This window comes from Pseudomonas shirazica, assembly GCF_015168335.1.
GTDB classification, from domain to species: domain Bacteria; phylum Pseudomonadota; class Gammaproteobacteria; order Pseudomonadales; family Pseudomonadaceae; genus Aquipseudomonas; species Aquipseudomonas asiatica.
This window is the reverse complement of record NZ_CP063456.1, coordinates 4,280,490-4,304,972: the sequence shown is the minus strand read 5'-3', so window position 1 is coordinate 4,304,972 and position 24,483 is coordinate 4,280,490. Positions and strand designations below refer to the sequence as shown.

At 63.6% G+C, this 24,483-nt stretch carries 20 protein-coding genes; 11 read left to right on the top strand and 9 right to left on the bottom strand.

Annotated elements, in window-relative coordinates; genetic code table 11:
* Nucleotides 1-186 precede the first annotated feature (186 nt).
* From IMX18_RS19850 to IMX18_RS19840, 3 genes are all read right to left on the bottom strand, one after another.
* Nucleotides 187-1,779, bottom strand: coding sequence for an ABC transporter substrate-binding protein (locus IMX18_RS19850; protein ID WP_054573151.1), 1,593 nt, complete (start codon nucleotides 1,777-1,779; stop codon nucleotides 187-189).
* A gap of 146 nt (nucleotides 1,780-1,925) precedes the next feature.
* Nucleotides 1,926-3,551 carry an ABC transporter substrate-binding protein gene (locus IMX18_RS19845; RefSeq protein WP_102083572.1) on the bottom strand — a complete coding sequence of 542 codons (1,626 nt, stop codon included), beginning with the start codon at nucleotides 3,549-3,551 and terminating at the stop codon, nucleotides 1,926-1,928.
* 392 nt (nucleotides 3,552-3,943) lie between these two features.
* On the bottom strand, nucleotides 3,944-4,660 hold the full coding sequence (locus IMX18_RS19840; protein WP_015269044.1) for an SIMPL domain-containing protein: 717 nt from the start codon (nucleotides 4,658-4,660) through the stop codon (nucleotides 3,944-3,946).
* 202 nt (nucleotides 4,661-4,862) lie between these two features.
* Here IMX18_RS19840 and IMX18_RS19835 point away from each other — a divergent pair, with 202 nt between their 5' ends.
* The 4 genes from IMX18_RS19835 to IMX18_RS19820 all read left to right on the top strand — a co-directional run bounded on the left by IMX18_RS19835 (nucleotide 4,863) and on the right by IMX18_RS19820 (nucleotide 9,250).
* Entirely contained in the window at nucleotides 4,863-6,119 is a 1,257-nt protein-coding gene (locus IMX18_RS19835; RefSeq protein WP_003257889.1) for an ATP-binding protein, read from the top strand.
* Entirely contained in the window at nucleotides 6,119-6,679 is a 561-nt protein-coding gene (locus tag IMX18_RS19830) for a response regulator transcription factor (RefSeq protein WP_015269045.1), read from the top strand. The genes IMX18_RS19835 and IMX18_RS19830 overlap by 1 nt, the downstream gene beginning before the upstream one ends.
* Nucleotides 6,680-6,894: 215 nt before the next feature.
* Entirely contained in the window at nucleotides 6,895-7,836 is a 942-nt protein-coding gene (locus IMX18_RS19825) for an AEC family transporter (protein WP_015269046.1), read from the top strand.
* Nucleotides 7,837-7,891: 55 nt separating this feature from the next.
* Nucleotides 7,892-9,250, top strand: a complete 1,359-nt coding sequence (locus tag IMX18_RS19820; protein ID WP_054573150.1) for an amino acid permease — start codon at nucleotides 7,892-7,894, stop codon at nucleotides 9,248-9,250.
* A 126-nt stretch (nucleotides 9,251-9,376) separates the two neighbouring features.
* Here IMX18_RS19820 and IMX18_RS19815 read toward each other — a convergent pair whose 3' ends face one another.
* From IMX18_RS19815 to gatC, 6 genes are all read right to left on the bottom strand, one after another.
* Nucleotides 9,377-9,751 (bottom strand): carboxymuconolactone decarboxylase family protein, encoded by a 375-nt coding sequence (locus IMX18_RS19815; RefSeq protein ID WP_013971059.1) that lies wholly within the window; start codon nucleotides 9,749-9,751, stop codon nucleotides 9,377-9,379.
* A gap of 10 nt (nucleotides 9,752-9,761) precedes the next feature.
* Nucleotides 9,762-10,805, bottom strand: a complete 1,044-nt coding sequence (locus IMX18_RS19810) for a calcium/sodium antiporter (protein WP_043935364.1) — start codon at nucleotides 10,803-10,805, stop codon at nucleotides 9,762-9,764.
* Between the two features lie 60 nt (nucleotides 10,806-10,865).
* Nucleotides 10,866-11,240 carry a septal ring lytic transglycosylase RlpA family protein gene (locus IMX18_RS19805; RefSeq protein WP_015269048.1) on the bottom strand — a complete coding sequence of 125 codons (375 nt, stop codon included), beginning with the start codon at nucleotides 11,238-11,240 and terminating at the stop codon, nucleotides 10,866-10,868.
* Nucleotides 11,241-11,376: 136 nt separating this feature from the next.
* The gene (gene gatB / locus IMX18_RS19800; RefSeq protein WP_013971062.1) at nucleotides 11,377-12,822 is read right to left on the bottom strand and encodes an Asp-tRNA(Asn)/Glu-tRNA(Gln) amidotransferase subunit GatB; all 1,446 of its coding nucleotides are present in this window, start codon (nucleotides 12,820-12,822) and stop codon (nucleotides 11,377-11,379) included.
* Nucleotides 12,823-12,833: 11 nt separating this feature from the next.
* Complete coding sequence (gatA, locus tag IMX18_RS19795) at nucleotides 12,834-14,285, bottom strand: Asp-tRNA(Asn)/Glu-tRNA(Gln) amidotransferase subunit GatA (RefSeq protein WP_015269049.1); 1,452 nt, start codon at nucleotides 14,283-14,285, stop codon at nucleotides 12,834-12,836.
* A gap of 15 nt (nucleotides 14,286-14,300) precedes the next feature.
* Entirely contained in the window at nucleotides 14,301-14,588 is a 288-nt protein-coding gene (gatC, locus tag IMX18_RS19790) for an Asp-tRNA(Asn)/Glu-tRNA(Gln) amidotransferase subunit GatC (RefSeq protein ID WP_003255165.1), read from the bottom strand.
* A 205-nt stretch (nucleotides 14,589-14,793) separates the two neighbouring features.
* On the opposite strand from gatC, the gene mreB reads away from it, so the two are divergent.
* From mreB to IMX18_RS19755, 7 genes are all read left to right on the top strand, one after another.
* Nucleotides 14,794-15,831, top strand: coding sequence for a rod shape-determining protein MreB (gene mreB / locus IMX18_RS19785; RefSeq protein ID WP_003255163.1), 1,038 nt, complete (start codon nucleotides 14,794-14,796; stop codon nucleotides 15,829-15,831).
* 196 nt (nucleotides 15,832-16,027) lie between these two features.
* The gene (mreC, locus tag IMX18_RS19780; protein ID WP_220467601.1) at nucleotides 16,028-17,062 is read left to right on the top strand and encodes a rod shape-determining protein MreC; all 1,035 of its coding nucleotides are present in this window, start codon (nucleotides 16,028-16,030) and stop codon (nucleotides 17,060-17,062) included.
* A complete protein-coding gene (mreD, locus tag IMX18_RS19775; protein ID WP_015269051.1) occupies nucleotides 17,062-17,550 on the top strand; it encodes a rod shape-determining protein MreD in 489 nt (162 codons plus the stop codon). The genes mreC and mreD overlap by 1 nt, the downstream gene beginning before the upstream one ends.
* A 33-nt stretch (nucleotides 17,551-17,583) precedes the next feature.
* Nucleotides 17,584-18,195, top strand: coding sequence for a Maf family protein (locus tag IMX18_RS19770; RefSeq protein ID WP_015269052.1), 612 nt, complete (start codon nucleotides 17,584-17,586; stop codon nucleotides 18,193-18,195).
* Between the two features lie 54 nt (nucleotides 18,196-18,249).
* Nucleotides 18,250-19,707 carry a ribonuclease G gene (rng, locus tag IMX18_RS19765; RefSeq protein ID WP_013971067.1) on the top strand — a complete coding sequence of 486 codons (1,458 nt, stop codon included), beginning with the start codon at nucleotides 18,250-18,252 and terminating at the stop codon, nucleotides 19,705-19,707.
* A gap of 82 nt (nucleotides 19,708-19,789) precedes the next feature.
* On the top strand, nucleotides 19,790-23,623 hold the full coding sequence (locus IMX18_RS19760) for a YhdP family protein (protein WP_217190033.1): 3,834 nt from the start codon (nucleotides 19,790-19,792) through the stop codon (nucleotides 23,621-23,623).
* 8 nt (nucleotides 23,624-23,631) lie between these two features.
* The gene (locus tag IMX18_RS19755; RefSeq protein ID WP_015269054.1) at nucleotides 23,632-24,483 is read left to right on the top strand and encodes a carbon-nitrogen hydrolase family protein; all 852 of its coding nucleotides are present in this window, start codon (nucleotides 23,632-23,634) and stop codon (nucleotides 24,481-24,483) included.

Genomic DNA, 24,483 nt, shown 5'->3' with positions numbered 1-24,483 from the left:
GCCTTGTGGGCCGGGCTTCTTGCTGCGGTGTTGCCAGGGTTGCCCGGGGTCACCGGGCAGAATCGGGGCGTTGTGTTGGCTGTGCCGGCCTCTTCGCGGGCGCGCCCGCTCCCACAGGTTTCGTGAACCTGAGGAGAACCCTGTGGGAGCGGGTTTACCCGCGAAGAGGCCGGTACCGGCTAATGCTCAATCAACACTCACACCGGAAAAATCGTTGCGCCCGAAAGGGCTGACCTTGAATTCGGAAACCTTGATGCTCAGCGGTTGGTTGACCGTTGAATGTGCCACCGGGGTAATCGGCACCTGCTGCTTGAGCCGCTGCTGGGCCTGCTGGTACAGGGCGGTGCGCTGCGCGCGGTCGGTGACCTGCTTGGCCTGCTTGACCAGGCTGTCGTACTGCGGATCGCACCACAGCGAGTAGTTGTTGCTGCCGATGGCATCGCAGTTGTAGAGGGTGCCCAGCCAGTTGTCCGGGTCGCCGTTGTCCCCGGTCCAGCCGATCAGGGCGATATCGTGCTCGCCGCTTTTCATGCGCTTGAGGTACTCGCCCCATTCATAGCTGACAATGCGCACCTTGAAGCCGAGCTTGCTCCAGTCGGCCTGGAGCATTTCCGCCATCAGCTTGGCGTTTGGGTTGTACGGGCGCTGCACCGGCATGGCCCACAGGGTGATCTCGGTGCCCGGCTTGACTCCGGCCTGCTGCAGTAGCTGTTTGGCCTTTTCCGGATCGAAGGGGGCGTCCTTGATGCTGTCGTCATAGGACCACTGGGTTGGCGGCATGGCGTTGACTGCCAGCTGGCCGGAATCCTGATACACAGCCTGGATGATCGCCTGCTTGTTCACTGCCATATCCATTGCCTGGCGCACTTCCAACCGGTCGAACGGTGGGTGTTGAGTGTTGTAGGCGATATAGCCGAGGTTGAAGCCAGGCTGTTGCAGCACCTGCAGTTTGCTGTCGGCCTTGAGCGCCGGCAGGTCGGCGGGGCGCGGGTTCAGGGTGACCTGGCATTCGTTGCGGCGCAGCTTCTGGATGCGCACCGAAGGGTCGATGTTGATCGAGAACACCAGGTTGTCGATCTTCACGTCCTGCGGTGACCAATAGGCCTTGTTGCCCTTGTAGCGGATCTGCGAATCCTTCTGATAACGCTGGAACACGAACGGGCCGGTGCCGATCGGTTGCTGGTTGATGTCGCTGGGGCGCCCGCTGGTCATCAACTGTTCGGCGTATTCAGCAGAGAGGATCGAGGCGAAGCTCATGGCCAGGTTCTGGATGAACGCGGCATCGACCTTGTTCAGGGTGAATACCACGGTCAGTGGACCGGTCTTTTCGACACGGGCGATGTTCTTGTCCAGGCCCATGCTGATGAAATAGGGGAACTCGGTCGGGTAGGCCTGGCGGAACGGGTGGTTCTTGTCGAGCATGCGGTTGAAGGTGAACAGCACGTCGTCGGCGTTGAAGTCGCGGCTCGGTGCAAAGGCCTTGTTGCTGTGGAACTTCACCCCTTCGCGCAGGTGGAAGGTGTAGCGCAGGCCATCTTCGGACACCTCCCAGCGGGTCGCCAGGGCAGGGTGCACGGCAGTGCCGCCGCGTTCGAACTCGACCAGGCGGTTGTAGATCGGTTCGGCGGCGTCGTTGTCGGTGGCGCTGGTGTACTGGGCAGTGTCGAAGCCGGCGGGGCTGCCTTCGGAACAGAACACTAGGTTGTTGGCCAGCAGGGCCGGCGATTGGCTGATCAGGCCCAGGGCCAGCAGAGCGGAAACTCGGGTGGTATGGCGCATGGCAAGTCCTTTTACGTCTGTTTGCGCCGCCTCGGGGTACGAATGGCGGCAACAGGTCGCCGACCCCGCTGCGGATGGCAGCGGGACGACATGGAGGGGGACGAGGTTGGCGGGGCACCCGCAGCTCGGCGGGTGCCTTGGCTAGCCTATTTGTCCACGCTGACGCCGTAGAAGGAGTTCAGCGCGAACGGGCTGATCTTGAAGTCCTTCACCTTGGCGCTCATGGGCTGGTACACGGTGGAGTGGGCGATCGGGGTGATCGGCACCTGCTCCTTGAGGATGTGCTGTGCCTGCTGATACAACTCGGTGCGCTTGGCCTGGTCGGAAGTGGCCTTGGCCTGCTTGATCAGGTCGTCGTAGGGCTTGTAGCACCACTTGGAGAAGTTGTTGCCGTTCATGGCGTCGCAGCCGTACAGGGTGCCCAGCCAGTTGTCCGGGTCACCGTTGTCACCGCTCCAGCCGATCAGCATGGCGCCCTGTTCGCCGCCTTTGGAGCGCTTGATGTACTCGCCCCATTCATAGCTGACGATCTTGGCCTTGATGCCGACCTTGGCCCAGTCGGATTGCAGCATCTCGGCCATCAGCTTGGCATTGGGGTTGTACGGGCGTTGCACAGGCATCGCCCACAGGGTGATTTCGGTGCCTTCCTTGATGCCGGCTTCCTTGAGCAGTTGCTTGGCTTTTTCAGGGTCGAATGGCGCGTCCTTGATGCTGTCGTCATAGGACCACTGGGTCGGGGGCATGGCGTTGACTGCCAGTTGGCCGGCGCCCTGGTAGACCGACTCGATGATCTTTTTCTTGTCCACGGCCATATCCAGCGCCTCGCGGACCTTCAGCTGGGCCAGCGGGTTGGGCTCGTTGCTGCCCTTGACCTTGTCCATCACGTTGTAGGCGATGTAGCCGAGGTTGAAGCCGGCTTGCTGCGGCATCTGCAGCTTGGGGTCCTGTTTCAGCGGCTGGATGTCGGCAGGGCGCGGGAACAGGGTGACCTGGCACTCGTTCTTCTTCAGCTTCTGCATGCGCACAGAGGCGTCGGTGGTAATGGCGAAGATCAGGTTGTCGATCTTCACGTCATCAGGTTGCCAGTAGTCCTTGTTGCCCTTGAAGCGGATCTGCGCGTCCTTCTGGTACTTGCTGAACACGAACGGGCCAGTGCCGATCGGCTTCTGGTTGATGTCGGCGGCCTTGCCGTCCTTGAGCAACTGGTCGGCGTATTCGGCGGACTGGATCGAGGCGAAGCTCATGGCCAGGTTCTGAATGAATGCGGCGTCGACTTCGTTGAGGGTGAACCTGACGGTATGTTCGTCGAGCTTCTCCAGCCTGGCGATGTTCTTGTCCATGCCCATGTCGGTGAAGTATGGGAACTCGGTGGGGTAGGCCTTGCGGAACGGGTGGTCCTTGTCGAGCATGCGGTTGAAGGTGAACAGCACGTCGTCGGCGTTGAAGTTGCGGGTGGGCTTGAAGTAGTCGGTGGTGTGGAACTTGACCCCTTCGCGCAGGTGGAAGGTGTAGGTCTTTCCGTCGTCGGAGACTTCCCACTTGGTCGCCAGCCCCGGGATGACTGCCGTGCCGCCACGTTCGAACTGGGTCAAGCGGTTGAACACGGTCTCGGCCGAGGCGTCAAAGTCAGTCCCTGTGGTGTATTGGCCCGGGTCGAAGCCGGCCGGGCTGCCTTCGGAGCAGAACACCAGGTTGGACGCTGCGAGGGCCGACGGTGCGCCGGAGAGCAAGCCTGCGCCTAGCAGGAACGGAATGACTGCGTGTTTGAGCATGGTGGCCTCATTGTTGTCATTTTTCGATTGAGGTGGCCTCGTGAGCCGACCTGCGGATACTTATGCAGGGGGTGTTCCCAATGCAATATGCGGAGGGATAGTTGGCGCCAGAAAAGTGGTACGAGCGTACATGGATGTCGCATTGATATAACTTTCGAAGAAGTTAAACGTTTGCGTAGGCAAAATGATGGCTTTTTGCGGGATATTTCGAGGCGGGGTTGGCGTAGGAAGCACCTTATTGGTGCGTAGGAAATGTCTGAATCTGCGCTTTTTCGACTGACCTCATCGCCGGCAAGCCAGCTCCCACAGGTACAACACAAGGGCTGAAACCTGTGGTGTATCTGTGGGAGCTGGCTTGCCGGCGATAGGGGCGCAATGCGCCCCCGGCGAACTCAAGGCATCTGCACTTCGATCAGGCCATCGGCATTCATGCTCACTTCACTGGTCCCGGCCTCGATATCCGGCGCCGGTGCCGACTCATCAGCCCCCATTGCCTTCATCGCCATCGGCGCACTGCGCAGGTAAGGGCGCGGGTAACCGCTGCTGTTGAGGTTCAGGCTGACCACCTTGTAGCCCTTGCCACCCAGTGCCTCGGTAGCCAGTTGCGCGCGTGCCTTGAAGGCATCCACCGCATCCTTGAGCAGTGCATCCTCGCTGGCCTTGCGCGTGGCCGGGGCGATGGAGAAGTCCATGCCCCCCATCTTCAGCTCTTGCAGCAAGTCGGCGGTCAGCTGCGACAGGGCAGGGAAGTTGGCGCTTTCCAGGCGCAACTCGGCGCGCTCGCGCCAGCCGGTGATCTTCTGGCCCTTGCTGTCATATACCGGGTAGCTGTTGCGGCTACCCTGGCTGATCTTCACGTCCTTGACCTGGCGCGACTGCTGTACGGCCTTGTTCATGGTTTCGGTGATCTGCTTGGCGAGCTTGCCCGGGTCGGTGTTCTGCGCTTCGCTGTACAGGGTAACGACCATCAGGTCGCGCGCCACTTCCTTGCTGACCTCGGCACGCAGCGAGACCTGATTGTAGCGCGGCTCATCGGCAGCCAGCGCCGGCAGGCTGGCGAGCAGGCCGCAGGACAGGATCAGGGCGGTGCCGCGACGTGGGATTTGCATGTGATACTCCTTGGCAATATAAGGCGTGGGTTGTGGCCATCCATTCCACGCATGGCCCATCAGACCGGCAACAGTGTAGTGGGTTCAAAAGTGCCATCATGAACCTGTGACAAAGTGTGGCGCTTTGCCGCATCGCTGCAGCGAGGCGCCTGGCTTCGGTATACTCCAGCCGATTTTTCTGGAGCACTCATCAGGAGAGCTCATGCTCGCCGCCGTACAACCGCTGTCTGCTACTCGCCAGAACCTCTGGCGCCTGACCGTCATTCGGGTCCTGGTCCTGGCTGCCCAGGCCGGCTCCGTGGGCGTCGCCTACTGGACCGAACTGCTGCCTTTGCCCTGGCTGTCGCTGGCCGGCACCTTGGCCTTGTCTTCGCTGCTGTGCGCCTTCACGGCCCTGCGCCTGCGCCTGTCGTTGCCTGTTACCGAGCTGGAATATGCCCTGCAACTGGCCTGCGACCTGCTGATCCACAGTGCCTTGCTGTACTACTCCGGCGGTTCGACCAACCCGTTCGTTTCGTATTACCTGGTGCCGCTGGCGATTGCCGCAGTTACCTTGCCGTGGCTGTATTCGCTGATCCTGTCCGGCATTGCCCTGACCGCCTACAGCCTGCTGCTGGTGCAGTTCTACCCGCTCGAAGGCCTGCCGATGGCGCGGGACAAGATGCAGGTGTATGGCATGTGGCTGAGTATTGCCCTGGCCGCGGCGGTGATCACCTTCTTTGCCGCACGCATGGCCGAAGAGCTGCGCCGCCAGGAGCAACTGCGTTCCGAGCGGCGTGAAGAAAGCCTGCGCGACGAGCAGCTGCTGGCCGTGGCCACCCAGGCCGCCGGTGCCGCCCATGAGCTGGGCACACCGTTGGCGACCATGAGCGTGCTGCTGAACGAAATGCGCCAGGACCACGCCGACCCCTTGCTGCAGGAAGACCTGCAGATCCTTCAGGACCAGGTGAAGCTGTGCAAGGAAACCCTGCAACAGCTGGTACGCGCCGCCGAAGCCAACCGCCGCCTGGCCGTGGTGGAGCAGGATGTCACGGCCTGGCTGGACGAAGCGCTCAACCGTTGGCACCTGATGCGCCCGGAAGCCAGCTACCGCTTCCAGCGCTTGCGCGACGGCCAGGTGCCGCGCCTGACCCCGCCGCCGGACCTGACCCAGGCGCTGTTGAACCTGTTGAACAATGCCGCCGATGCCTGCCCCGACGACCTTGAAGTGCGCCTGGACTGGGACACCCATGACATCGTCATCAGCATCCGTGACCACGGCCCCGGCGTACCGCCGGCAATCGCCGAGGCCATCGGCAAACCCTTCATTACCACCAAGGGCAAAGGCTTCGGCCTGGGCCTGTTCTTGAGCAAGGCCAGCGTGACCCGTGCGGGCGGTTCGGTGAAACTCTATAGTCATGAACAGGGTGGCACCCTGACCGAACTGCGCCTGCCCTATGGCAAGCGAGGAGATGAATGATGAGCGAAGAAAACCAGGTCGAAGGCGAAGAGCTGCCGCACCTGTTGCTGGTGGATGACGATGCCACCTTCACCCGGGTCATGGCCCGGGCCATGAGCCGCCGCGGTTTCCGCGTCAGTACCGCCAGCTCTGCCGAAGAAGGGTTGATCCTTGCCCAGCAGGACCTGCCGGACTACGCCACGCTGGACCTGAAGATGGAAGGCGACTCCGGCCTGGTGCTGCTGCCCAAGCTGCTGGAGCTGGACCCGGAAATGCGCGTGGTGATCCTGACCGGTTACTCGAGCATTGCCACTGCGGTGGAAGCGGTCAAGCGCGGTGCCTGCAACTACCTGTGCAAGCCGGCCGATGCCGATGATGTGCTGGCTGCGTTGCTGTCAGAGCACACCGACCTGGACAGCCTGGTGCCGGAAAACCCGATGTCGGTCGACCGCCTGCAGTGGGAGCATATCCAGCGCGTACTGAACGAGCACGAGGGCAATATCTCGGCCACCGCGCGGGCGCTGGGCATGCACCGGCGGACCTTGCAGCGCAAACTGCAGAAGCGCCCGGTTAGGCGCTGATTCAGTACTGGCAGTACCGGCCTCTTCGCGGGTAAACCCGCTCCTACAGGTATTCACAAGCCTCCAGACCTGTGCAGTACCTGTAGGAGCGGGTTTACCCGCGAAAGGGCCGTAACTGCCAGAAACTTCTCTTTATCACCCCGCGATCCCCGCAAGTCCCGGCCGTTGGCGTATCATTAGCCCCCTAACGGCAACCCCTCCAGGATCGCTTGCGCATGCTCGCCCTTCTTATCCAGACGTTGAACATCACGGCCCCGGTCTTCGCCATGCTGTTCATGGGCGTGCTGCTCAAACGTATCCGCCTGATCGACGACAATTTCAACCGTGTAGCCTCGCAACTGGTGTTCAACGTGTGCATGCCGGCGTTGCTGTTCCTCGGCATCTATCACGCCGACCTGGCCACGGCGGTCAAACCCGGCGTCCTTCTCTATTTCATCGTCGCCACCCTGGCCGGCTTCGCCATTGCCTGGGGCATGGCCATCTGGCGCAGCCCGCTGGCCGACCGGGGCATCTATACCCAGGGCGCATTCCGTGGAAACAACGGCGTGATCGGCCTGGCCCTGGCCGCCAGTCTCTACGGCGACTACGGCATCTCCCTGGGGGCGGTACTCGCCGGCCTGGTCATCCTCATGTACAACTCGTTGTCGGCAGTGGTGCTGGCGGTTTACAGCCCGGACCTGAAATCCGACCCGTGGAGCATCTGCAAGAGCATCTTCAGCAACCCGCTGATCATCAGTGTGCTGGTGGCCACGCCCATGGCCTACGGCCAGGTGCCGCTGCCCAACTGGCTGCTGACCTCGGGCGATTACCTGGCGCAGATGACCCTGCCGCTGGCGCTGATCTGCATCGGTGGCACGCTGTCGATGGCGGCACTGCGCGACAGTGGCAGGCTGGCCATCGACGCCAGCCTGGTGAAGATGGTCTGGCTGCCGCTGCTGGGTACCCTTGGAGCCTGGCTATGCGGCTTCCGCGGCGCCGAGCTGGGCATCCTGTTCCTGTACATCGGCAGCCCGACTGCAGCTGCCAGCTACGTCATGGCGCGGGCGGCGAACGGCAACCATGAGCTGGCTGCATCGATCATCGTGATTACCACGCTAATGGCGGCGATCACCACCAACATTGGTATTTTCATCTTGCAGTGGGGCGGATGGATCTAGATCCTTGACTGCAAACAACACAAAAACACAGCCTCACTGAGCTAAAGGACACTTCATGCAAGACCAGAGCACGCCCGAGCGGTTACAGCGCGGGCTGAAGAATCGCCATATCCAGCTGATCGCGCTGGGCGGGGCCATCGGTACCGGGTTGTTCCTGGGCATTGCCCAGACCATCCAGCTGGCTGGCCCCTCCGTCCTGCTGGGCTACGCCATTGCCGGCCTGATGGCCTTCCTGATCATGCGCCAGCTCGGTGAAATGGTTGTTGAAGAGCCCGTGGCCGGCAGCTTCAGCCACTTCGCCCACCAGTACTGGAGCGAGTTTGCCGGGTTTGTTTCGGGTTGGAACTACTGGGTGGTGTACGTACTGGTCGGCATGGCCGAGCTTACAGCGGTGGGCATCTACGTGCAGTACTGGTGGCCCGGCTTTCCCACCTGGGCCACGGCGGCGATCTTTTTCGTGGTGATCAACCTGATCAACCTCACCCAGGTTAAGGTCTACGGCGAGATGGAGTTCTGGTTCGCCCTGGTCAAGGTGGTGGCCATCGTCAGCATGATCGGTTTCGGCGCCTGGCTGCTGACCAGCGGCCATGGCGGCCCGGACGCCAGCGTGGCCAACCTCTGGCAGTACGGCGGCTTCTTCCCCAACGGCGTCACCGGCCTGGTGATGGCACTGGCAGTGATCATGTTCTCGTTCGGTGGCCTGGAGCTGGTGGGCATCACCGCCGCTGAGGCTGACAACCCGCGTCAGAGCATCCCAAAGGCCACCAACCAGGTGGTGTACCGTATCCTCATTTTCTATATCGGTGCCTTGGCGGTGCTGCTGTCGCTGTACCCATGGCAGAAGGTGGTGCAGGGTGGCAGCCCGTTCGTGATGATCTTCCATGAACTGGACAGTGACCTGGTGGCGACCATCCTCAATATCGTGGTGCTGACGGCCGCACTGTCGGTGTACAACAGCTGTGTGTACGCCAACAGCCGCATGCTGTTCGGCCTGGCCAGCCAGGGCGACGCTCCGCTTCAGTTGCTGAAGGTAAGCCGTAGCGGCGTGCCGCTGACCGCGCTGGGTGTGTCGGCTTTTGCCACCGGGCTGTGCGTGCTGATCAACTACCTGATGCCGGGTGAAGCCTTTGGTCTGCTGATGGCCCTGGCGGTGTCGGCGCTGGTGATCAACTGGGCGAGCATCAGCATCACCCACCTGAAGTTCCGCAAGGCCAAGCTGGCGGCCGGGATTACCCCGTTCTACAAAAGCTGGGGGCACCCGGTAACCAACTACCTGTGCCTGGCGTTCATCGTGCTGATCCTGGTGGTGATGTACCTGACCCCGCCGATTCGCATCTCGGTGATGCTGATTCCGGGGTGGATCCTGGTGCTGTGGGTGGCCTTCAAGATGAAGAAGGCTCGCCAGGCCAGGTAGGTAACACAGTGCCGGCCTTTTCGCGGGTAAACCCGCCCCCACAGGGATCCCACAGGCTCTGAGACCTGTGCAGTACCTGTGGGAGCGGGTTTACCCGCGAAGAGGCCGGGCCTGAAAAAGGCTGGGTCAGCCTTGATAGCTGTCGATCACTTCCTGTGCCGCACGGAACGCATCAATCGCCGCCGGCACCCCCGCATACACCGCGCAATGCAGCAGCGCTTCGCGAATCTCCTCCACCGTACAGCCATTGTTCAACGCCCCGCGCACATGACCCTTGAGCTCCTGCGGGCACTTGAGTGCCGTGAGCGTGGCCAGGGTAATCAGGCTGCGGGTTTTCAACGGCAGCCCGTCGCGGGCCCACACGCTGCCCCAGGCATGTTCGTTGACGAAGTCCTGCAGCGGCTGGGTAAAGTCGGTGGCATTGCCCAGGGCGCGGTCGACGAATGCATCGCCCATCACCTGGCGCCGAATCTGTTCGCCGGTTTTCTTGCTATCAGCCATGTTGTTTTCCTTAGTGTTGGCGGCGCCAGGCTCGTGCGGTGGTGTACAGCAACACCATGGCGAGCACCGGCAGTACGTAGAACAGCATCAACCGCTCCAGGCGGCCGGCCAGTGGCATGCCCATGGTAAACGCCGCCACGTGCAGCCCATAGGCCAGGTACAGGCAGAGGAACACCAGGCCTTCGGCGCGAGTGATGCGGTAGCCGGAATAGAACACCGGCAGGCTCAGCGCAGCAACACCCAGCATTACCGGCAGATCGAAGGCCAAGGCGTTGGGCGAGATCGACAGCGGCTCGGGAGTGACCAGCGCGGTCAGTCCCAGCACGGCCAGCAGGTTGAACAGGTTGCTGCCGATCACTGTGCCCACGGCGATTTCCCGTTCACCGCGCAGGGCGGCGATCAGTGCAGCGGCCAGTTCCGGCAGGGAGGTGCAAATGGCAACGACGGTCAGGCCGATGATGCGCTCGGACAGGCCCAGGTCGGTGGCCACCTCCACGGCGGCTTCCAGCAACAAGTGACCCGCCAGGCTCAGCAGGCCCAGGCCGGCCAGCACCTGCAGCAGCGTGCCCGACCAGAAGCGCCCGGTACTGCTGATGACGGTTGCCGGTGCGGGGTAGGTGCGGGCGTAGTGGCGCGACTGGTGCCAGAGCATTGCCAGGTAGCCGACCAGGCCGATCAACAGCAACACCCCTTCGACCCGGCCCAAGTGGCCGTTGGCGGATAACGCGTAGACCAGGCCGCTGGCGACGATCATCAGTGGAATGTCCATGCGCACCAGTTGCCGCGACACGCGCAGCGGGATGATCAATGCGGCCAGGCCGAGAATGACCAATACGTTGAAGATGTTGCTGCCGATGACGCTGCCCACCGCCACATCCGGCGCGCCCTGGTAGGCGGCCTGCAGGCTCACGGTCATTTGTGGGGCAGTGCTGCCGAAGGCCACCAGGCTCAGGCCGATGATCAGCGGGCGTACGTGCAGGCGCTGGGCCAGGCTCAGGGCTGCGCGTACCAGCAGTTCGGCGCCGCCGATCAGCAACAGCAGGGCGATGCCCAGTTGCAGGAGGCTGGAGGTGGGAAGGGTAGCCAGGTCGAAAATGGTCGGACTCCTGTCGCGTCAGTCGCTAAGCCCTTGTACTCGCACGCGCGCGGTTCCGCTACGGATCATGCCGATTTTTTCTGCGGCGGCACGTGAAAGATCGATCAGGCGGCCGCGGGTGTGTGGGCCACGGTCGTTGATGCGCACCACGACGCTGCGCTGGTTGGCCAGGTTGGTCACCCGTACCCGGCTGCCGAAAGGCAGGCTGCGGTGGGCGGCGGTGAGGCCGTGCTGGTTGAACGGTTCGCCGCTGGCGGTGCGTTTGCCATGGTGGCGAGAGCCGTAATAGGAGGCGGTGCCGGTCTTGTCGTAACCGTTGGGGTCGATGTCCTGGCTGGCGCAGCCGGCCAGCAGGGAGAAGAGGGCGAGGGTGCTCAGGGATCGCTTTAGCAAGTCAGGAGGTCTCCAGTGCAGCCATTCGCGGGCTTGCCCGCTCCCACAGGTATATCACCGCCTGTGAAAGCGGTGCAGTATCTGTGGGAGCGGGCAAGCCCGCGAACGAGGGCAAAGCCCTCGCAGCATATTCAGATCACCCTTCGAGCTTGGCCTTGAGCAATTGGTTCACTTGCCCCGGGTTGGCCTTGCCCTTGGAGGCTTTCATCGCCTGGCCGACAAAGAAGCCGAACATCTTGCCACGCTTGGCCTCGTCGGCTGCGCGGTACTGTTCGACCTGCTCGGCGTTGGCCGCCAGCACTTCGTCGAGCATCTTGTCGATCGCACCGGTATCGGTGACCTGCTTCAGGCCCTTGCTTTCGATGATGCTGTCGGCATCGCCTTCACCGGCGGCCATGGCCTCGAACACGGTCTTGGCGATCTTGCCGCTGATGGTGTTGTCACGGATACGCAGCAGCATGCCGCCCAGCTGTGCGGCGCTGACCGGCGCCTGGTCGATCTCGATGCCCAGCTTGTTCAGCAGGCTACCCAGCTCGACCATGACCCAGTTGGCAGCCAGCTTGGCATCGCCACCGATCTTCACCACTTCCTCGAAGTAGTCCGCCTGCTCGCGGCTGGAAGCCAGCACGTTGGCGTCGTAGGCCGACAGGCCGTACTGGTTCTGGAAGCGCTCGACCTTCTGCGTCGGCAGTTCCGGCAAGCCGGCGCGGACGGTTTCGAGGAAGCTGTCCTCGATCACCACCGGCAGCAGGTCCGGGTCGGGGAAGTAACGGTAGTCGTTGGCTTCCTCCTTGCTGCGCATGGAGCGGGTCTCGTCCTTGTTCGGGTCGTACAGACGGGTTTCCTGTACCACCTTGCCGCCGTCCTCGATCAGGTCGATCTGGCGCTGGATCTCGCTGTTGATCGCGCGCTCGATGAAGCGGAACGAGTTGACGTTCTTGATCTCGCAGCGGGTGCCGAATTCGGCCTGGCCTTTCGGGCGGATCGACACGTTGCAGTCGCAACGCAGCGAGCCTTCGGCCATGTTGCCGTCGCAGATGCCCAGATAACGCACCAGCGCGTGGATTGCCTTGACGTAGGCCACGGCTTCCTTGGCGCTGCGCATGTCGGGCTCGGAGACGATTTCCAGCAGCGGGGTGCCGGCACGGTTCAGGTCGATGCCGGTGGAGCCGCTGAAGTCTTCGTGCAGGCTCTTGCCGGCATCTTCTTCCAGGTGCGCGCGGGTTACCCCGATGCGCTTGATGGTGCCGTCTTCCAGGGCGATGTCGAGGTGGCCCTTGCCGACGATCGGCAAGTCCATCTGGCTGATCTGGTAGCCCTTTGGCAGGTCCGGGTAGAAGTAGTTCTTGCGCGCGAATACGTTGCGCTTGCCGATCTCGGCATCGATGGCCAGGCCGAACATGCACGCCATGCGCACGGCTTCCTGGTTCAGCACCGGCAGTACGCCAGGCATGCCCAGGTCAACCAGGCTGGCCTGGGTGTTCGGCTCGGAACCGAAGGTGGTGGCGCTGCCGGAGAAGATCTTCGACTGGGTGGCGAGCTGAGTGTGGATTTCCAGCCCGATCACAACTTCCCATTGCATGTGTGAATTCCTCAGAAGCCGTTGGGGGCGCGGGTGTGCCAGTCGGTCACTTGCTGGTAGCGGTGCGCGACGTTGAGCAGGCGGCCTTCCTGGAAGTATGGCGCCAGCAGCTGCACGCCAACCGGCAGGCCATCGACGAAGCCGGCCGGCATCGACAGGCCCGGCAGGCCCGCCAGGTTGGCGGTGATGGTGTAGACGTCTTCCAGATAGGCGGCGACCGGGTCGCTGCTCTTGGCGCCGAGCTTCCAGGCCGGGTTTGGCGTGGTCGGGCCGAGGATCAGGTCGACGTCGTTGAAGGCGGCCATGAAGTCGTTCTTGATCAGGCGGCGGATCTGCTGCGCCTTCACGTAGTAGGCGTCGTAGTAGCCGGCCGACAGGGCGTAGGTGCCGACCATGATGCGGCGCTGCACTTCGACACCGAAGCCTTCGCCACGCGAACGCTTGTACAGGTCGGTCAGGTCTTTCGGGTTCTCGCAGCGGTAGCCGAAGCGCACGCCATCGAAACGCGACAGGTTCGACGAGGCTTCAGCGGGGGCGATCACGTAGTAGGCCGGGATGGCGTGCTGCATGTTCGGCAGGCTGATTTCCTTGACCACCGCGCCGAGCTTTTCCAGCTCTTTGACGCTGGCCTGGACCAGGTCGGCGATGCGTGGGTCGAGGCCGGCACCGAAGTACTCCTTCGGCAGGCCGATGCGCAGGCCTTGCAGCGAAGCATTCAGGTTGGCGCTGTAGTCCGGCACCGGTTCTTCGATGCTGGTGGAGTCCTTGGCGTCGAAACCGGCCATGCCCTGCAGCAGCAGGGCGCAGTCTTCGGCGGTACGGGCCAGCGGGCCACCTTGGTCGAGGCTGGAGGCGTAGGCGATCATGCCCCAGCGCGACACGCGGCCGTAGGTTGGCTTGAGGCCGGTGAGGTTGGTCAGTGCCGCCGGTTGGCGGATGGAGCCGCCGGTGTCGGTGCCGGTGGTGGCTGGCAGCAGGCGTGCAGCCACTGCCGCGGCCGAACCGCCCGACGAGCCGCCCGGGACGTGCTCGAGGTTCCATGGGTTCTTCACCGCGCCGTAGTGGCTGGATTCGTTGGCCGAACCCATGGCGAATTCGTCCATGTTGGTCTTGCCCAGGGTGACCATGCCGGCTTCGGCCAGCTTGGCAACCACGGTGGCGTCATACGGCGCCTTGAAGTTGTCGAGCATCTTCGAGCCGCAGCTGGTGCGTACGCCGTTGGTGCAGAACAGGTCCTTGTGGGCGATGGGGGCACCCAGCAGCGCGCCGGTTTCGCCAGCGGCGCGACGGGCGTCGGCGGCACGCGCCTGGCCCAGGGCCAGGTCTTCGGTGATGCTGATGAAGCTGTTGATCTGCGGGTCGAGCTGCTTGATGCGCGCCAGCAGGGCGCCGGTCAGCTCTTCGGAGGAAAACGACTTGTCGGCGAGTCCGCGGGCGATCTCGGCCAGGGTCAATTGATGCATGGCAGGCACTATCCCTTACTCGATGACTTTGGGAACCAGGTACAGACCGCTTTCGGTCGACGGCGCGATGGCCTGGTAGGCGTCGCGCTGGTTGCTTTCGGTGACCTGGTCGGGACGCAGGCGCTGGCTGGCCTCCAGGGGGTGGGCCAGTGGCTCGATGCCAGTAGTGTCGACCGCTTGCATCTGGTCGACCAGCCCGAGAATGCTGTTCAGTGCGTCAGTAATGCGTGGCAGTTCGCCATCATTCAGGCCCAGACGGGCCAGATGGGCGATCTTTTCCACGTCGCAGCGTTCAAGCGCCATGGGGATCTCCAGGGGAAACAAAGACCGGAATTCGGGTCCGCAGTGAGGAACATGTCAGCTTTCTGGCGGTCTAACGGCCGCGAAATTCTGCTGGCGTGCTCGGAAAAACAGCCAATTTAACATATTGGCTCCTTGCCCAAAATCCCTGCCATTGTTAGAGTTTGCCGCACTTTTTTACCCACGCTTTCCCCAGGGTCACTTTCCCATGTTCAAGAAACTGCGTGGCATGTTTTCCAGCGATCTGTCCATCGACCTGGGTACTGCCAACACCCTTATTTACGTGCGTGAGCGCGGTATCGTCCTGAATGAGCCCTCGGTTGTTGCCATCCGTACCCATGGCAATCAGAAAAGCGTCGTCGCCGTCGGTACCGAAGCCAAGCGCATGCTGGGCCGTACGCCTGGCAACATTGCTGCCATTCGTCCGATGAAGGACGGCGTCATCGCCGACTTCAGCGTCTGCGAAAAAATGTTGCAATATTTTATCAACAAGGTTCACGAGAACAGCTTCCTGCAGCCGAGCCCGCGCGTGCTGATCTGCGTGCCGTGCAAGTCGACCCAGGTAGAGCGCCGCGCCATCCGCGAATCGGCGCTGGGTGCCGGTGCCCGTGAAGTGTTCCTGATCGAAGAGCCGATGGCCGCCGCCATCGGTGCCGGCCTGCCAGTCGAAGAAGCCCGCGGTTCGATGGTCGTCGATATCGGTGGTGGTACCACTGAAATCGCGCTCATCTCCCTGAACGGCGTGGTCTATGCCGAATCCGTCCGCGTTGGCGGCGACCGCTTCGACGAAGCCATCGTCACCTACGTGCGCCGCAACTACGGCAGCCTGATCGGCGAGTCCACCGCCGAGCGCATCAAGCAGGAAATCGGCACTGCCTACCCGGGCGGCGAAGTACGTGAAGTCGACGTGCGCGGCCGCAACCTGGCCGAGGGCGTACCGCGTGCCTTCACCCTGAACTCCAACGAAGTGCTTGAAGCACTGCAGGAATCCCTGGCGACCATCGTCCAGGCGGTCAAGAGTGCCCTGGAGCAATCGCCGCCCGAGCTGGCCTCGGACATCGCCGAGCGTGGCCTGGTGCTGACCGGTGGTGGCGCGCTGCTGCGTGACCTCGACAAGCTGCTGGCCCAGGAAACCGGCCTGCCGGTGATCGTCGCCGAAGACCCGCTGACCTGTGTCGCCCGTGGCGGCGGTCGCGCCCTGGAGATGATGGACAAGCACGCGATGGACCTGCTCTCCAGCGAGTGATTCCGCTCGCTGTTCACGAGCGCCCGGTTTACAGGTAGTACGCACAGTGCTACCTGTATGTGCTGGGCTGGCGCCCGTTCGGGGCGCCGTATCCGTCAACCCGCAACCAGGCTGGTGCGTTGTCCCATGTCCAATGACCTCCTGAGTCGTCCACGAGGAACGGCCCATTAAACCGCTTTTCTCCAAGGGCCCTTCGCTGGGCGTTCGCCTGCTCGTCCTGGTGGTGATGTCGGTCGCGTTGATGGTTGTCGACGCGCGCTTCGACGTGCTCAAACCAGTGCGCAGCCAGATGGGCCTGGTACTCATGGAGTCGTACTGGATCACCGACCTGCCGCAGCGTGCGTGGCAAGGTGTGGCCGGCCAGTTCGGCAGCCGCACCGAACTGATCGCCGAAAACGAAAAGCTCAAGACCGAAGCCCTGCTGCTGCAGGGGCGCCTGCAGAAACTGGCGGCCCTGACCGAGCAGAACGTGCGCCTGCGCGAGTTGCTCAACTCTTCGGCGCTGGTAAACGAAAAGGTCGAAGTGGCGGAGCTGATCGGTGTCGATCCCAACCCGTTCACCCACCGCATCCTGATCAACAAGGGCGAACGTGATGGCGTGTTCCTTGGCCAGCCGGTGCTCGATGCCCGTGGCCTCATGGGCCAGGTGGTCGAGCTGATGCCGTACACCTCGCGCGTACTGTTGCTGACCGATACCACCCATAGCATCCCGGTGCAGGTCAACCGCAACGGCCTGCGCGCCATCGCCAGCGGCACCGGCAACCCGGAGCGCCTGGAACTGCGCCATGTGGCCGATACCGCCGACATCAAGGAAGGCGACCTGCTGGTCAGTTCCGGCATGGGGCAACGGTTCCCGGCCGGCTACCCGGTGGCCACGGTCAACGAAGTGATCCACGATTCCGGCCAGCCGTTCGCCATCGTTCGTGCCATCCCCACCGCCGCGCTCAACCGCAGCCGCTACATGCTGCTGGTGTTCAGCGACCGGCGCAGCCCGGAACAGCGCGCCACCGATGCCGCCATTGCCCAGGAAGAGGCTGACCGCAAGGGCACCTCGGCCCCAGGCCAGCCGGCCACGACGGGCGAGCAGGGTGCACCAGCTGGCAGCGCACCTGCCACGCCGGCCACACCAGCGGCCCCGACAGCCCCGGCTGCGCAGCCTGCAGCTCCGGTGGCCGCACCTGCCACGCCGGCTGCCGCGCCTGCCGCACCCGCTCACACCCGGAGGCAATGATGGCTGCATCACGCCGCAACAACGGCTGGGTCATCTGGCTGACTTTCGCCATCGGCCTGCTGCTCAGCGTCTCGCCCATGCCGCAGTTCATGGAAGTGTTCCGGCCCATGTGGCTGGCCTTGCTGGTGTCGTTCTGGACCCTCGCCGTACCGAACAAGGTCGGCATGACCACCGCGTTCGTGCTGGGCCTGGCCGAGGATGTGCTGTACGGCACCTTGCTGGGGCAGAACGCGCTGATCCTCACCCTCATCACCTTCCTGGTGCTGTCCTTGCAGCAGCGCCTGCGCATGTTCCCCATGTGGCAGCAGAGCCTTGTGATTCTGGTGATCTTCGGCATTGCCCAGCTGATCCAGCTGTGGCTCAGCGCGCTGACCGGCAACCGGCTGCCCACCCTGGCGCTGGTCTGGTCAGCGGTAATCAGTGCCTTGCTCTGGCCGTGGATCAGTTTCGCCCTGCGCGACCTGCGCCGACGCTTGCATATCAACTGACGGCGCCGCCGCGACTGACAGGGAGATGTCTGCATGAACCCGCTATACCTGGCCTCCGGCTCGCCCCGTCGTCGTGAACTGCTGGCCCAGATCGGGGTGCCGTTCAGCGTTGTCAGTGCCCCCATCGATGAAACCCCGCTGCCCAATGAAAGCGCCCCGGCCTACGTCGAGCGCCTGGCCCGGGCCAAGGCTGCCGCCGGCCTGGCCTGCCTCGAAGGCCCAGCTGTGGTGCTGGGTGCAGACACTGCCGTGGTGCTCGATGGTCGTATTCTCGGCAAACCGGAAAACCGCGAAGATGCCCTGGCCATGCTGGCCGACCTGTCGGGCCGCGAGCACCAGGTTTTGACCGCGGTCGCCCTGAGCGATGGCCAGCGCGTGCACAGCCTGTGCGTCACCAGCAAGGTGCGCTTCCGTGCAATCAGCGCCGAGGAAGCGCAACGCTACTGGGCCAGCGGCGAGCCCGCGGACAAGGCCGGCGGCTATGCCATCCAGGGCTTGGGCGCGGTGTTCGTCACCGGCCTTTCCGGTAGCTACTCGGCGGTGGTCGGCTTGCCCCTCAGCGAAACGGCCGAACTGCTTGGCCAATTCGGCATTGCCTGCTGGCAATCGCCCGCGCATACGCCAGAGGTAACAAACCAGCGGTAGCCAGCACTGCATACGCCATCCATCATTACCCAAGACCTTTGACGAGAGCCTGCCATGAGTGAAGAGATCCTGATCAACATCACCCCGATGGAGTCGCGCGTGGCGGTGGTGGAAAACGGGGTGCTGCAGGAAGTGCATGTCGAGCGCACCCAGCGCCGGGGCATCGTCGGCAATATCTACAAAGGCAAGGTGGTGCGTGTGCTGCCGGGCATGCAGGCGGCCTTCGTCGACATCGGCCTTGAGCGCGCGGCATTCATCCATGCCTCGGAAATATCCCAGCGCGAAGGCTCGGCGGTAGAGAACATCACCGCCCTGGTGCACGAGGGCCAGGCCCTGGTGGTACAGGTGACCAAGGACCCGATCGGCACCAAGGGCGCGCGCCTGACCACCCAGCTGTCGATCCCGTCACGCTACCTGGTGTACATGCCGCGCAGCAGCCATGTCGGCATTTCCCTGAAGATCGAAGACGAAGCCGAGCGCGAGCGCCTCAAGCAGGTAGTCAGCGACTGCATGGAAAGCGAGAACATCAAGGACGCCGGTGGCTTCATCCTGCGCACCGCCGCCGAAGGCGCACGCGCTGAAGAGATCCTGCAGGACATTCGCTACCTGCGCCGCCTGTGGGAGCAGATCGGCACCCAGATCAAGACCTGCGGTGCGCCCACGGTCATCTACGAGGACCTGGGCCTGGCCCTGCGTACCTTGCGTGACCTGGTCAACCCGAAGATCGAGAAGATCCGCATCGACTCGCGGGAAACCTTCCAGAAGACCACGCAGTTCGTTGGCGAACTGATGCCGGAAATCGCCGACCGCCTCGAACACTACCCGGGCGAACGGCCGATTTTCGACCTGTACGGCGTCGAGGACGAGATCCAGCGTGCACTGGAGCGCAAGGTGCCGCTGAAGTCCGGTGGCTACCTGGTGGTCGACCCGGCTGAAGCGATGACCACCATCGATGTGAACACCGGCGCCTTCGTCGGCCATCGCAACCTTGAAGAGACCATCTTCAAGACCAACCTCGAGGCCGCCACCGCCATCGCCCGGCAACTGCGCCTGCGCAATATCGGCGGCATCATCATCATCGACTTCATCGACATGGAAGACGAGGAGCACCAGCGCCAGGTGCTGCGAACGCTGGAAAAGCAGCTGGAGCGCGATCACGCCAAGACCAACATCATCGGCATCACCGAGCTGGGCCTGGTGCAGATGACCCGCAAGCGCACACGCGAAAGCCTGGAACAGGTGCTGTGCGAGCCCTGCCTGGCCTGTCAGGGTCGTGGCAAGCTGAAAACCCCCGAGACCATCTGTTACGAAATCTTCCGCGAGATCCTGCGCGAGGCCCGTGCATATCAGGCCGAAGGCTACCGCGTGCTTGCCAACCAGAAGGTGGTCGATCGGTTGCTGGATGAAGAATCCGGTAACGTCGCGGAGCTGGAAGCCTTTATCGGCCGAACCATTCGTTTCCAGGTGGAGTCGATGTATTCGCAGGAACAATACGATGTGGTGCTGCTCTGAGGCCTTCTGAAACGCGCCGCAGGTGGCCCGGGCTGGAAAATCCGGGGCTACGGGCCATCATGGATAAACGACCTGGAGGGCCATGGCCATGGGACGTCTGAACCGCGTTCTTGTCGCCTTGACCCGCTGGGGGCTGGGCGTTTGCGCCCTGCTGGCAGTACTGGTGGCACTGTATGTCAGCCTCGGCCGCGAACTGGTGCCGTTGGTGGCCGAGTATCGCGCCGATGTGGAAAGCAAGGCCGAGCAGGCTTTGGGCCTGCCCGTGCACGTTGGTGCCCTGGAAGGCCGCTGGAGCGGCCTGGCACCGGTGCTGCGGGTGCGTGACCTGCAACTGGGCGATGGGGCGACGGCCCTGCGCCTGGACGACGTCAAGGTAGTCCCCGATGTCTGGGCCAGCCTCACTGCCCGAGAAGTACGCCTGGCACGCATTCAGTTGGGCGGCCTGCAGTTGATCCTGCGCGAGAACGAGCAGGGCGCCTGGAACCTCGAAGGCCTGCCGAAGAAGGACGATGCGCCGCTCGACCCCGCCGAGTTGTTGCAGCGCCTGCGCCAGTTGGGCCGCATCGATGTGTTCGACAGTCAGGTCACCCTGCACCCCTGGCAGCGCGACCCGTTGACCCTCACTTATGTGAGCGTTGGCCTGCAGGCCGGAGCTTCGCGCCATGCCCTGGATCTGCGCGCGACCCTTCCCGATGGCCAACCGCTTTCGCTGAACCTGCGCAGTCGTGCCACGCCCAGCGCCTGGCGCGACGGCAAGGTCGAAGCCTACCTGAGCCTGCCACAGAGTGACTGGGCGCGTTGGCTGCCGCCACGCCTGCTGGGCCAGTGGCATGCCGACGCCCTGCGGGCGGGCGGCGAGTTCTGGGTCGACTGGAGCAAGGGGCAGTTGCAGCAGGCCGTTGTACGCCTCAATGCACCGGAGCTGCACGGTGCCTATGCCGGGCGCAAGGCGGCCAGGCTGAACAACCTGGCGCTGGGTGCCTGGTTCCTGCGCCAGGAACAAGGCTTCGATGTGGTAGTCGACTCCCTGGCCATGGACGTCGGCAAGACCCGTTGGGAGTCGCACCTGCAATTGCAGCAGCGTCCAGGCGAGGACGCTGCCGCGGAAAGCTGGAACGTGCAGGCCGACCGCCTCGACCTCACGCCGTTGACACCGCTCGTCGATGCCCTGGCGCCACTGCCGGACAAGGTCATGGCCGTGGTCGATGGCCTGAATGTGACCGGCGCGTTGCGCAATGTGCGTCTGGTAGCCCGGCCCAAGGCAGAGGGTGACCAGCGCCTGCAGTTCGAAGCCAACCTGGAGAAGGTCGGTTTCGATGCCTATCACAATGCCCCGGCAGCCGGTAACGTCAGCGGCAGCATCAGCGGAGACCTTGGTCATGGCGAACTGCGCCTTGATACCGATGCGTTCATGCTGCACCTGTACCCGATCTTCGCCAAACCCTGGCATTACCAGAAGGCCAATGCGCGCCTGACCTGGGCCCTGGACAAGGAGGGTTTCACCCTGGTCGCGCCTTACCTCAAGGTACTGGGCGAGGAGGGCAAGATCGCCGGTGACTTCCTCATTCGCCTGTTGTTCGAAGAAGGCCGTGAAGACTACATGGACCTGCGCGTCGGCCTGACCGAAGGCGATGGCCGCTACACCGCCAAGTACCTGCCCGAGGTGCTCAGCCCGGCACTCGACGAATGGCTGCGCAGTGCGATCGTCAAAGGCACGGTGGACGAAGGCTACTTCCAGTACCAAGGCTCGCTGAACCATGGTGTCGCGCCGGAAGCCCGCAGCATCAGCCTGTTCTTCAAGGTGCGTGATGCAGCCCTGGACTTCCAGCCGGGCTGGCCGCAGGTGCAGCACGTGGATGGCGATGTGTTCATCGAGGACAGTGGTGTGCGCGTCAAGGCCCAGCGTGGCGTACTCCTCGACACCAAGGTCAGTAATGTGAGCGTCGATATCCCGCATGTCGACGAGGGCCAGCAAAGCCACCTGTACCTCGATGGTGACTTCGACGGGAGCTTGGGCGATGGCCTGAAGATCCTCAAGGAGGCTCCAATCGGCACCGGCGAGATATTTGCCGGCTGGGAGGGTGAGGGGCCGCTCAAGGGCAAGGTCAAGCTCGACATTCCGCTGGCTCGCGGGCAGCGGCCGAAAGTGCAGGTAGACTTTGCCACCGACGATGCGCGATTGAAGGTTGCGCCGCCGAGCCTGGAGTTGAGCCGCCTGAAGGGTGACTTCAGTTTCGATTTGGACAAGGGCCTGAGCGGCAAGGGCATCAGCCTGCAGGCCTTCGGCAAGCCGGTGACGGCGCAAATCACCGCCGAAGGCCAGCCCGGGCAGATGCAGACACGCGTCAACGCCAGCGGCCAGGTGTCGCTCAAGGCACTGACCGACTGGCTGCAGTTCAAGCAGGCCTTGCCGGCGTCCGGCGACCTGCCTTACCAGTTGCAGCTCAGCCTGGGTAGCCGGGACAACCGCCTGAGTGTCGATTCCAGCCTCAGGGGCTTGGCCATAGACCTGCCGGCACCGTTCGGCAAGGCAGCGGCCGATACCCGTGACACACGCTTCAGCATGACCCTCCAGGGGCCGGAGCGGCGCTTCGATGTCGCCTACACCGACCTTGCCCGCTTTGCCTACGCCGCGCCGGCCGAGAAGCTGGGGCAGGGCCGTGGCGAGTTGCTGCTGGGCACCGGTAACGCCCAGGTACCTGCCGGCCAGGGCCTGCGCGTGCGCGGGCACCTGGAGACGCTGGACCTGGGGCCCTGGCAGGAACAGGCGGCGCGCCTGGCCGGCGATGACCCGGGCGGTAGCGCGAGGCAGAACCTGCAAGGCGTAGACCTGAGCATCGGCCAGCTGAAAGCCTTTGGCCTGGACCTGAACCAGGCCGTGGTGCGCCTGGCCCGTGGCGGCCCCGCCTGGGATCTGCGCTTCGATAGCAAGGAAGTCATCGGCAACGCCCGGGTGCCGGATGCCAAGGGCGCGCCAATGGTGGTGCGCATGCAGACCTTGCGCCTGCCCGCCGCCAGCGCGGCGGAAAAGCAGGCAGAGGCACAGGCCGAGGAGGGCCCGGACCCGCTGGCTTCGTTCGACCCGCGCAAGGTTCCGGCGCTGGACCTGAGCATTGACAAGCTCTATCGCGGTGACGACCTGTACGGCAGTGCGTCGCTCAAGCTGCGGCCGACCGCGCGTGGCGTGACCGCCAGCGATATAGACCTCGACTTCAAAGGCCTGCGTATCGATGGTGGCGGTGGCTGGGAAGGCGAACCGGGCAGCACCAGCAGCTGGTACAAAGGGCGCCTGGACGGCAAGAACCTGGCGGATGTGCTCAAGGCCTGGGGCTTTGCACCGACCGTGACCAGCCGCGACTTCCGCCTGGATGTGGATGGCCGCTGGCCGGGTTCGCCGGCCTCGGTGAGCCTCAAGCGCTTCTCTGGCAGCATGGACGCAGCACTGCGCACCGGCCAGTTCGTAGAGGTCGAAGGCAGTGCCCAGGCGCTGCGGGTGTTCGGCCTGCTGAACTTCAACTCCATCGGTCGGCGCTTGCGCCTGGACTTCTCCGACCTGTTCGACAAGGGCCTGGCCTACGACCGTGTCAAAGGTTTGCTGGTAGCCAGTGACGGTGTCTATGTGACCCGCGAGCCAATCGCTGTGACCGGCCCGTCGAGCAACTTCGAGCTGGACGGTACCCTGGACCTGGTACGCGACCGGGTCGATGCCAACCTGCAGGTGAGCCTGCCAGTGACCAACAACTTGCCGCTGGCGGCCTTGATTGTCGGCGCGCCGGCCGTGGGCGGGGCGCTGTTCCTGGTGGACCGGCTGATCGGTGACCGGGTGTCACGCTTCGCCAGCGTGCACTACCGTGTCGAAGGTCCGGTGAAAGAGCCTAGAATCACATTTGTGAAACCTTTCGAGAAATCCCGGTAGGAGTGCCCATGAAGGCAGCTGTAATCCAGATGGTCAGCCAGGACGATGTGCTGGCCAACCTGCAGCGCGCCGGTGCCCTGTTGGAGCAGGCCGCCTCTGGCGGCGCACGGCTGGCGGTGCTGCCGGAAAACTTCGCTGCCATGGGCCGCAAGGACGCCGCTGCCATCGGCCGCGCCGAAGCGTTGGGCGAAGGGCCGATCCTGCCATGGTTGAAACGCACCGCCCGCGACCTCAAGTTATGGATTGTCGCCGGTACCTTGCCATTGCCACCGGTCGGCCAACCTGAAGCCAAGGCCCATGCCTGCTCGCTGCTGATCGACGAACACGGTGAGGTAGCGGCACGCTATGACAAGCTGCACCTGTTCGATGTGGACGTTGCCGACAATCGTGGCCGTTACCGCGAGTCCGACGACTATGCCCACGGCGCCCAGGTAGTGGTGGCTGATACGCCGGTGGGGCGGCTGGGGCTGAGCGTGTGCTACGACCTGCGCTTCCCCGAACTGTACAGCGCACTGCGCGCCGCCGGCGCGGAACTGATCACTGCGCCGGCCGCCTTCACTGCGGTAACGGGCGCGGCACATTGGGAAGTGCTTGTGCGCGCCCGTGCCATCGAGACCCAGTGCTACCTGCTGGCTGCGGCACAGGGCGGCACCCACCCGGGGCCACGGGAAACCCATGGCCATGCGGCGATCGTCGACCCCTGGGGGCGCATCGTCGCGGAACAGGCGCAAGGTGAAGCGGTGCTGCTCGCCGAGCGCGACATTGACGAACAAGCGTCCATCCGGGCGCGCATGCCGGTGGTATCGCACCGGCGCTTTTTCTCGCAGGGCGCGTTGCGGCCTGCGCACACCTCGGAGTGA

Coding starts and splice junctions, on each gene's coding strand:
- IMX18_RS19850 (WP_054573151.1), bottom strand. CDS start 1,779: ATGCGCCATACCACCCGAGTTTCCGCTCTGCTGGCCCTGGGCCTGATC.
- IMX18_RS19845 (WP_102083572.1), bottom strand. CDS start 3,551: ATGCTCAAACACGCAGTCATTCCGTTCCTGCTAGGCGCAGGCTTGCTC.
- IMX18_RS19840 (WP_015269044.1), bottom strand. CDS start 4,660: ATGCAAATCCCACGTCGCGGCACCGCCCTGATCCTGTCCTGCGGCCTG.
- IMX18_RS19835 (WP_003257889.1), top strand. CDS start 4,863: ATGCTCGCCGCCGTACAACCGCTGTCTGCTACTCGCCAGAACCTCTGG.
- IMX18_RS19830 (WP_015269045.1), top strand. CDS start 6,119: ATGAGCGAAGAAAACCAGGTCGAAGGCGAAGAGCTGCCGCACCTGTTG.
- IMX18_RS19825 (WP_015269046.1), top strand. CDS start 6,895: ATGCTCGCCCTTCTTATCCAGACGTTGAACATCACGGCCCCGGTCTTC.
- IMX18_RS19820 (WP_054573150.1), top strand. CDS start 7,892: ATGCAAGACCAGAGCACGCCCGAGCGGTTACAGCGCGGGCTGAAGAAT.
- IMX18_RS19815 (WP_013971059.1), bottom strand. CDS start 9,751: ATGGCTGATAGCAAGAAAACCGGCGAACAGATTCGGCGCCAGGTGATG.
- gatB (WP_013971062.1), bottom strand. CDS start 12,822: ATGCAATGGGAAGTTGTGATCGGGCTGGAAATCCACACTCAGCTCGCC.
- gatA (WP_015269049.1), bottom strand. CDS start 14,285: ATGCATCAATTGACCCTGGCCGAGATCGCCCGCGGACTCGCCGACAAG.
- gatC (WP_003255165.1), bottom strand. CDS start 14,588: ATGGCGCTTGAACGCTGCGACGTGGAAAAGATCGCCCATCTGGCCCGT.
- mreB (WP_003255163.1), top strand. CDS start 14,794: ATGTTCAAGAAACTGCGTGGCATGTTTTCCAGCGATCTGTCCATCGAC.
- mreD (WP_015269051.1), top strand. CDS start 17,062: ATGGCTGCATCACGCCGCAACAACGGCTGGGTCATCTGGCTGACTTTC.
- IMX18_RS19770 (WP_015269052.1), top strand. CDS start 17,584: ATGAACCCGCTATACCTGGCCTCCGGCTCGCCCCGTCGTCGTGAACTG.
- rng (WP_013971067.1), top strand. CDS start 18,250: ATGAGTGAAGAGATCCTGATCAACATCACCCCGATGGAGTCGCGCGTG.
- IMX18_RS19760 (WP_217190033.1), top strand. CDS start 19,790: ATGGCCATGGGACGTCTGAACCGCGTTCTTGTCGCCTTGACCCGCTGG.
- IMX18_RS19755 (WP_015269054.1), top strand. CDS start 23,632: ATGAAGGCAGCTGTAATCCAGATGGTCAGCCAGGACGATGTGCTGGCC.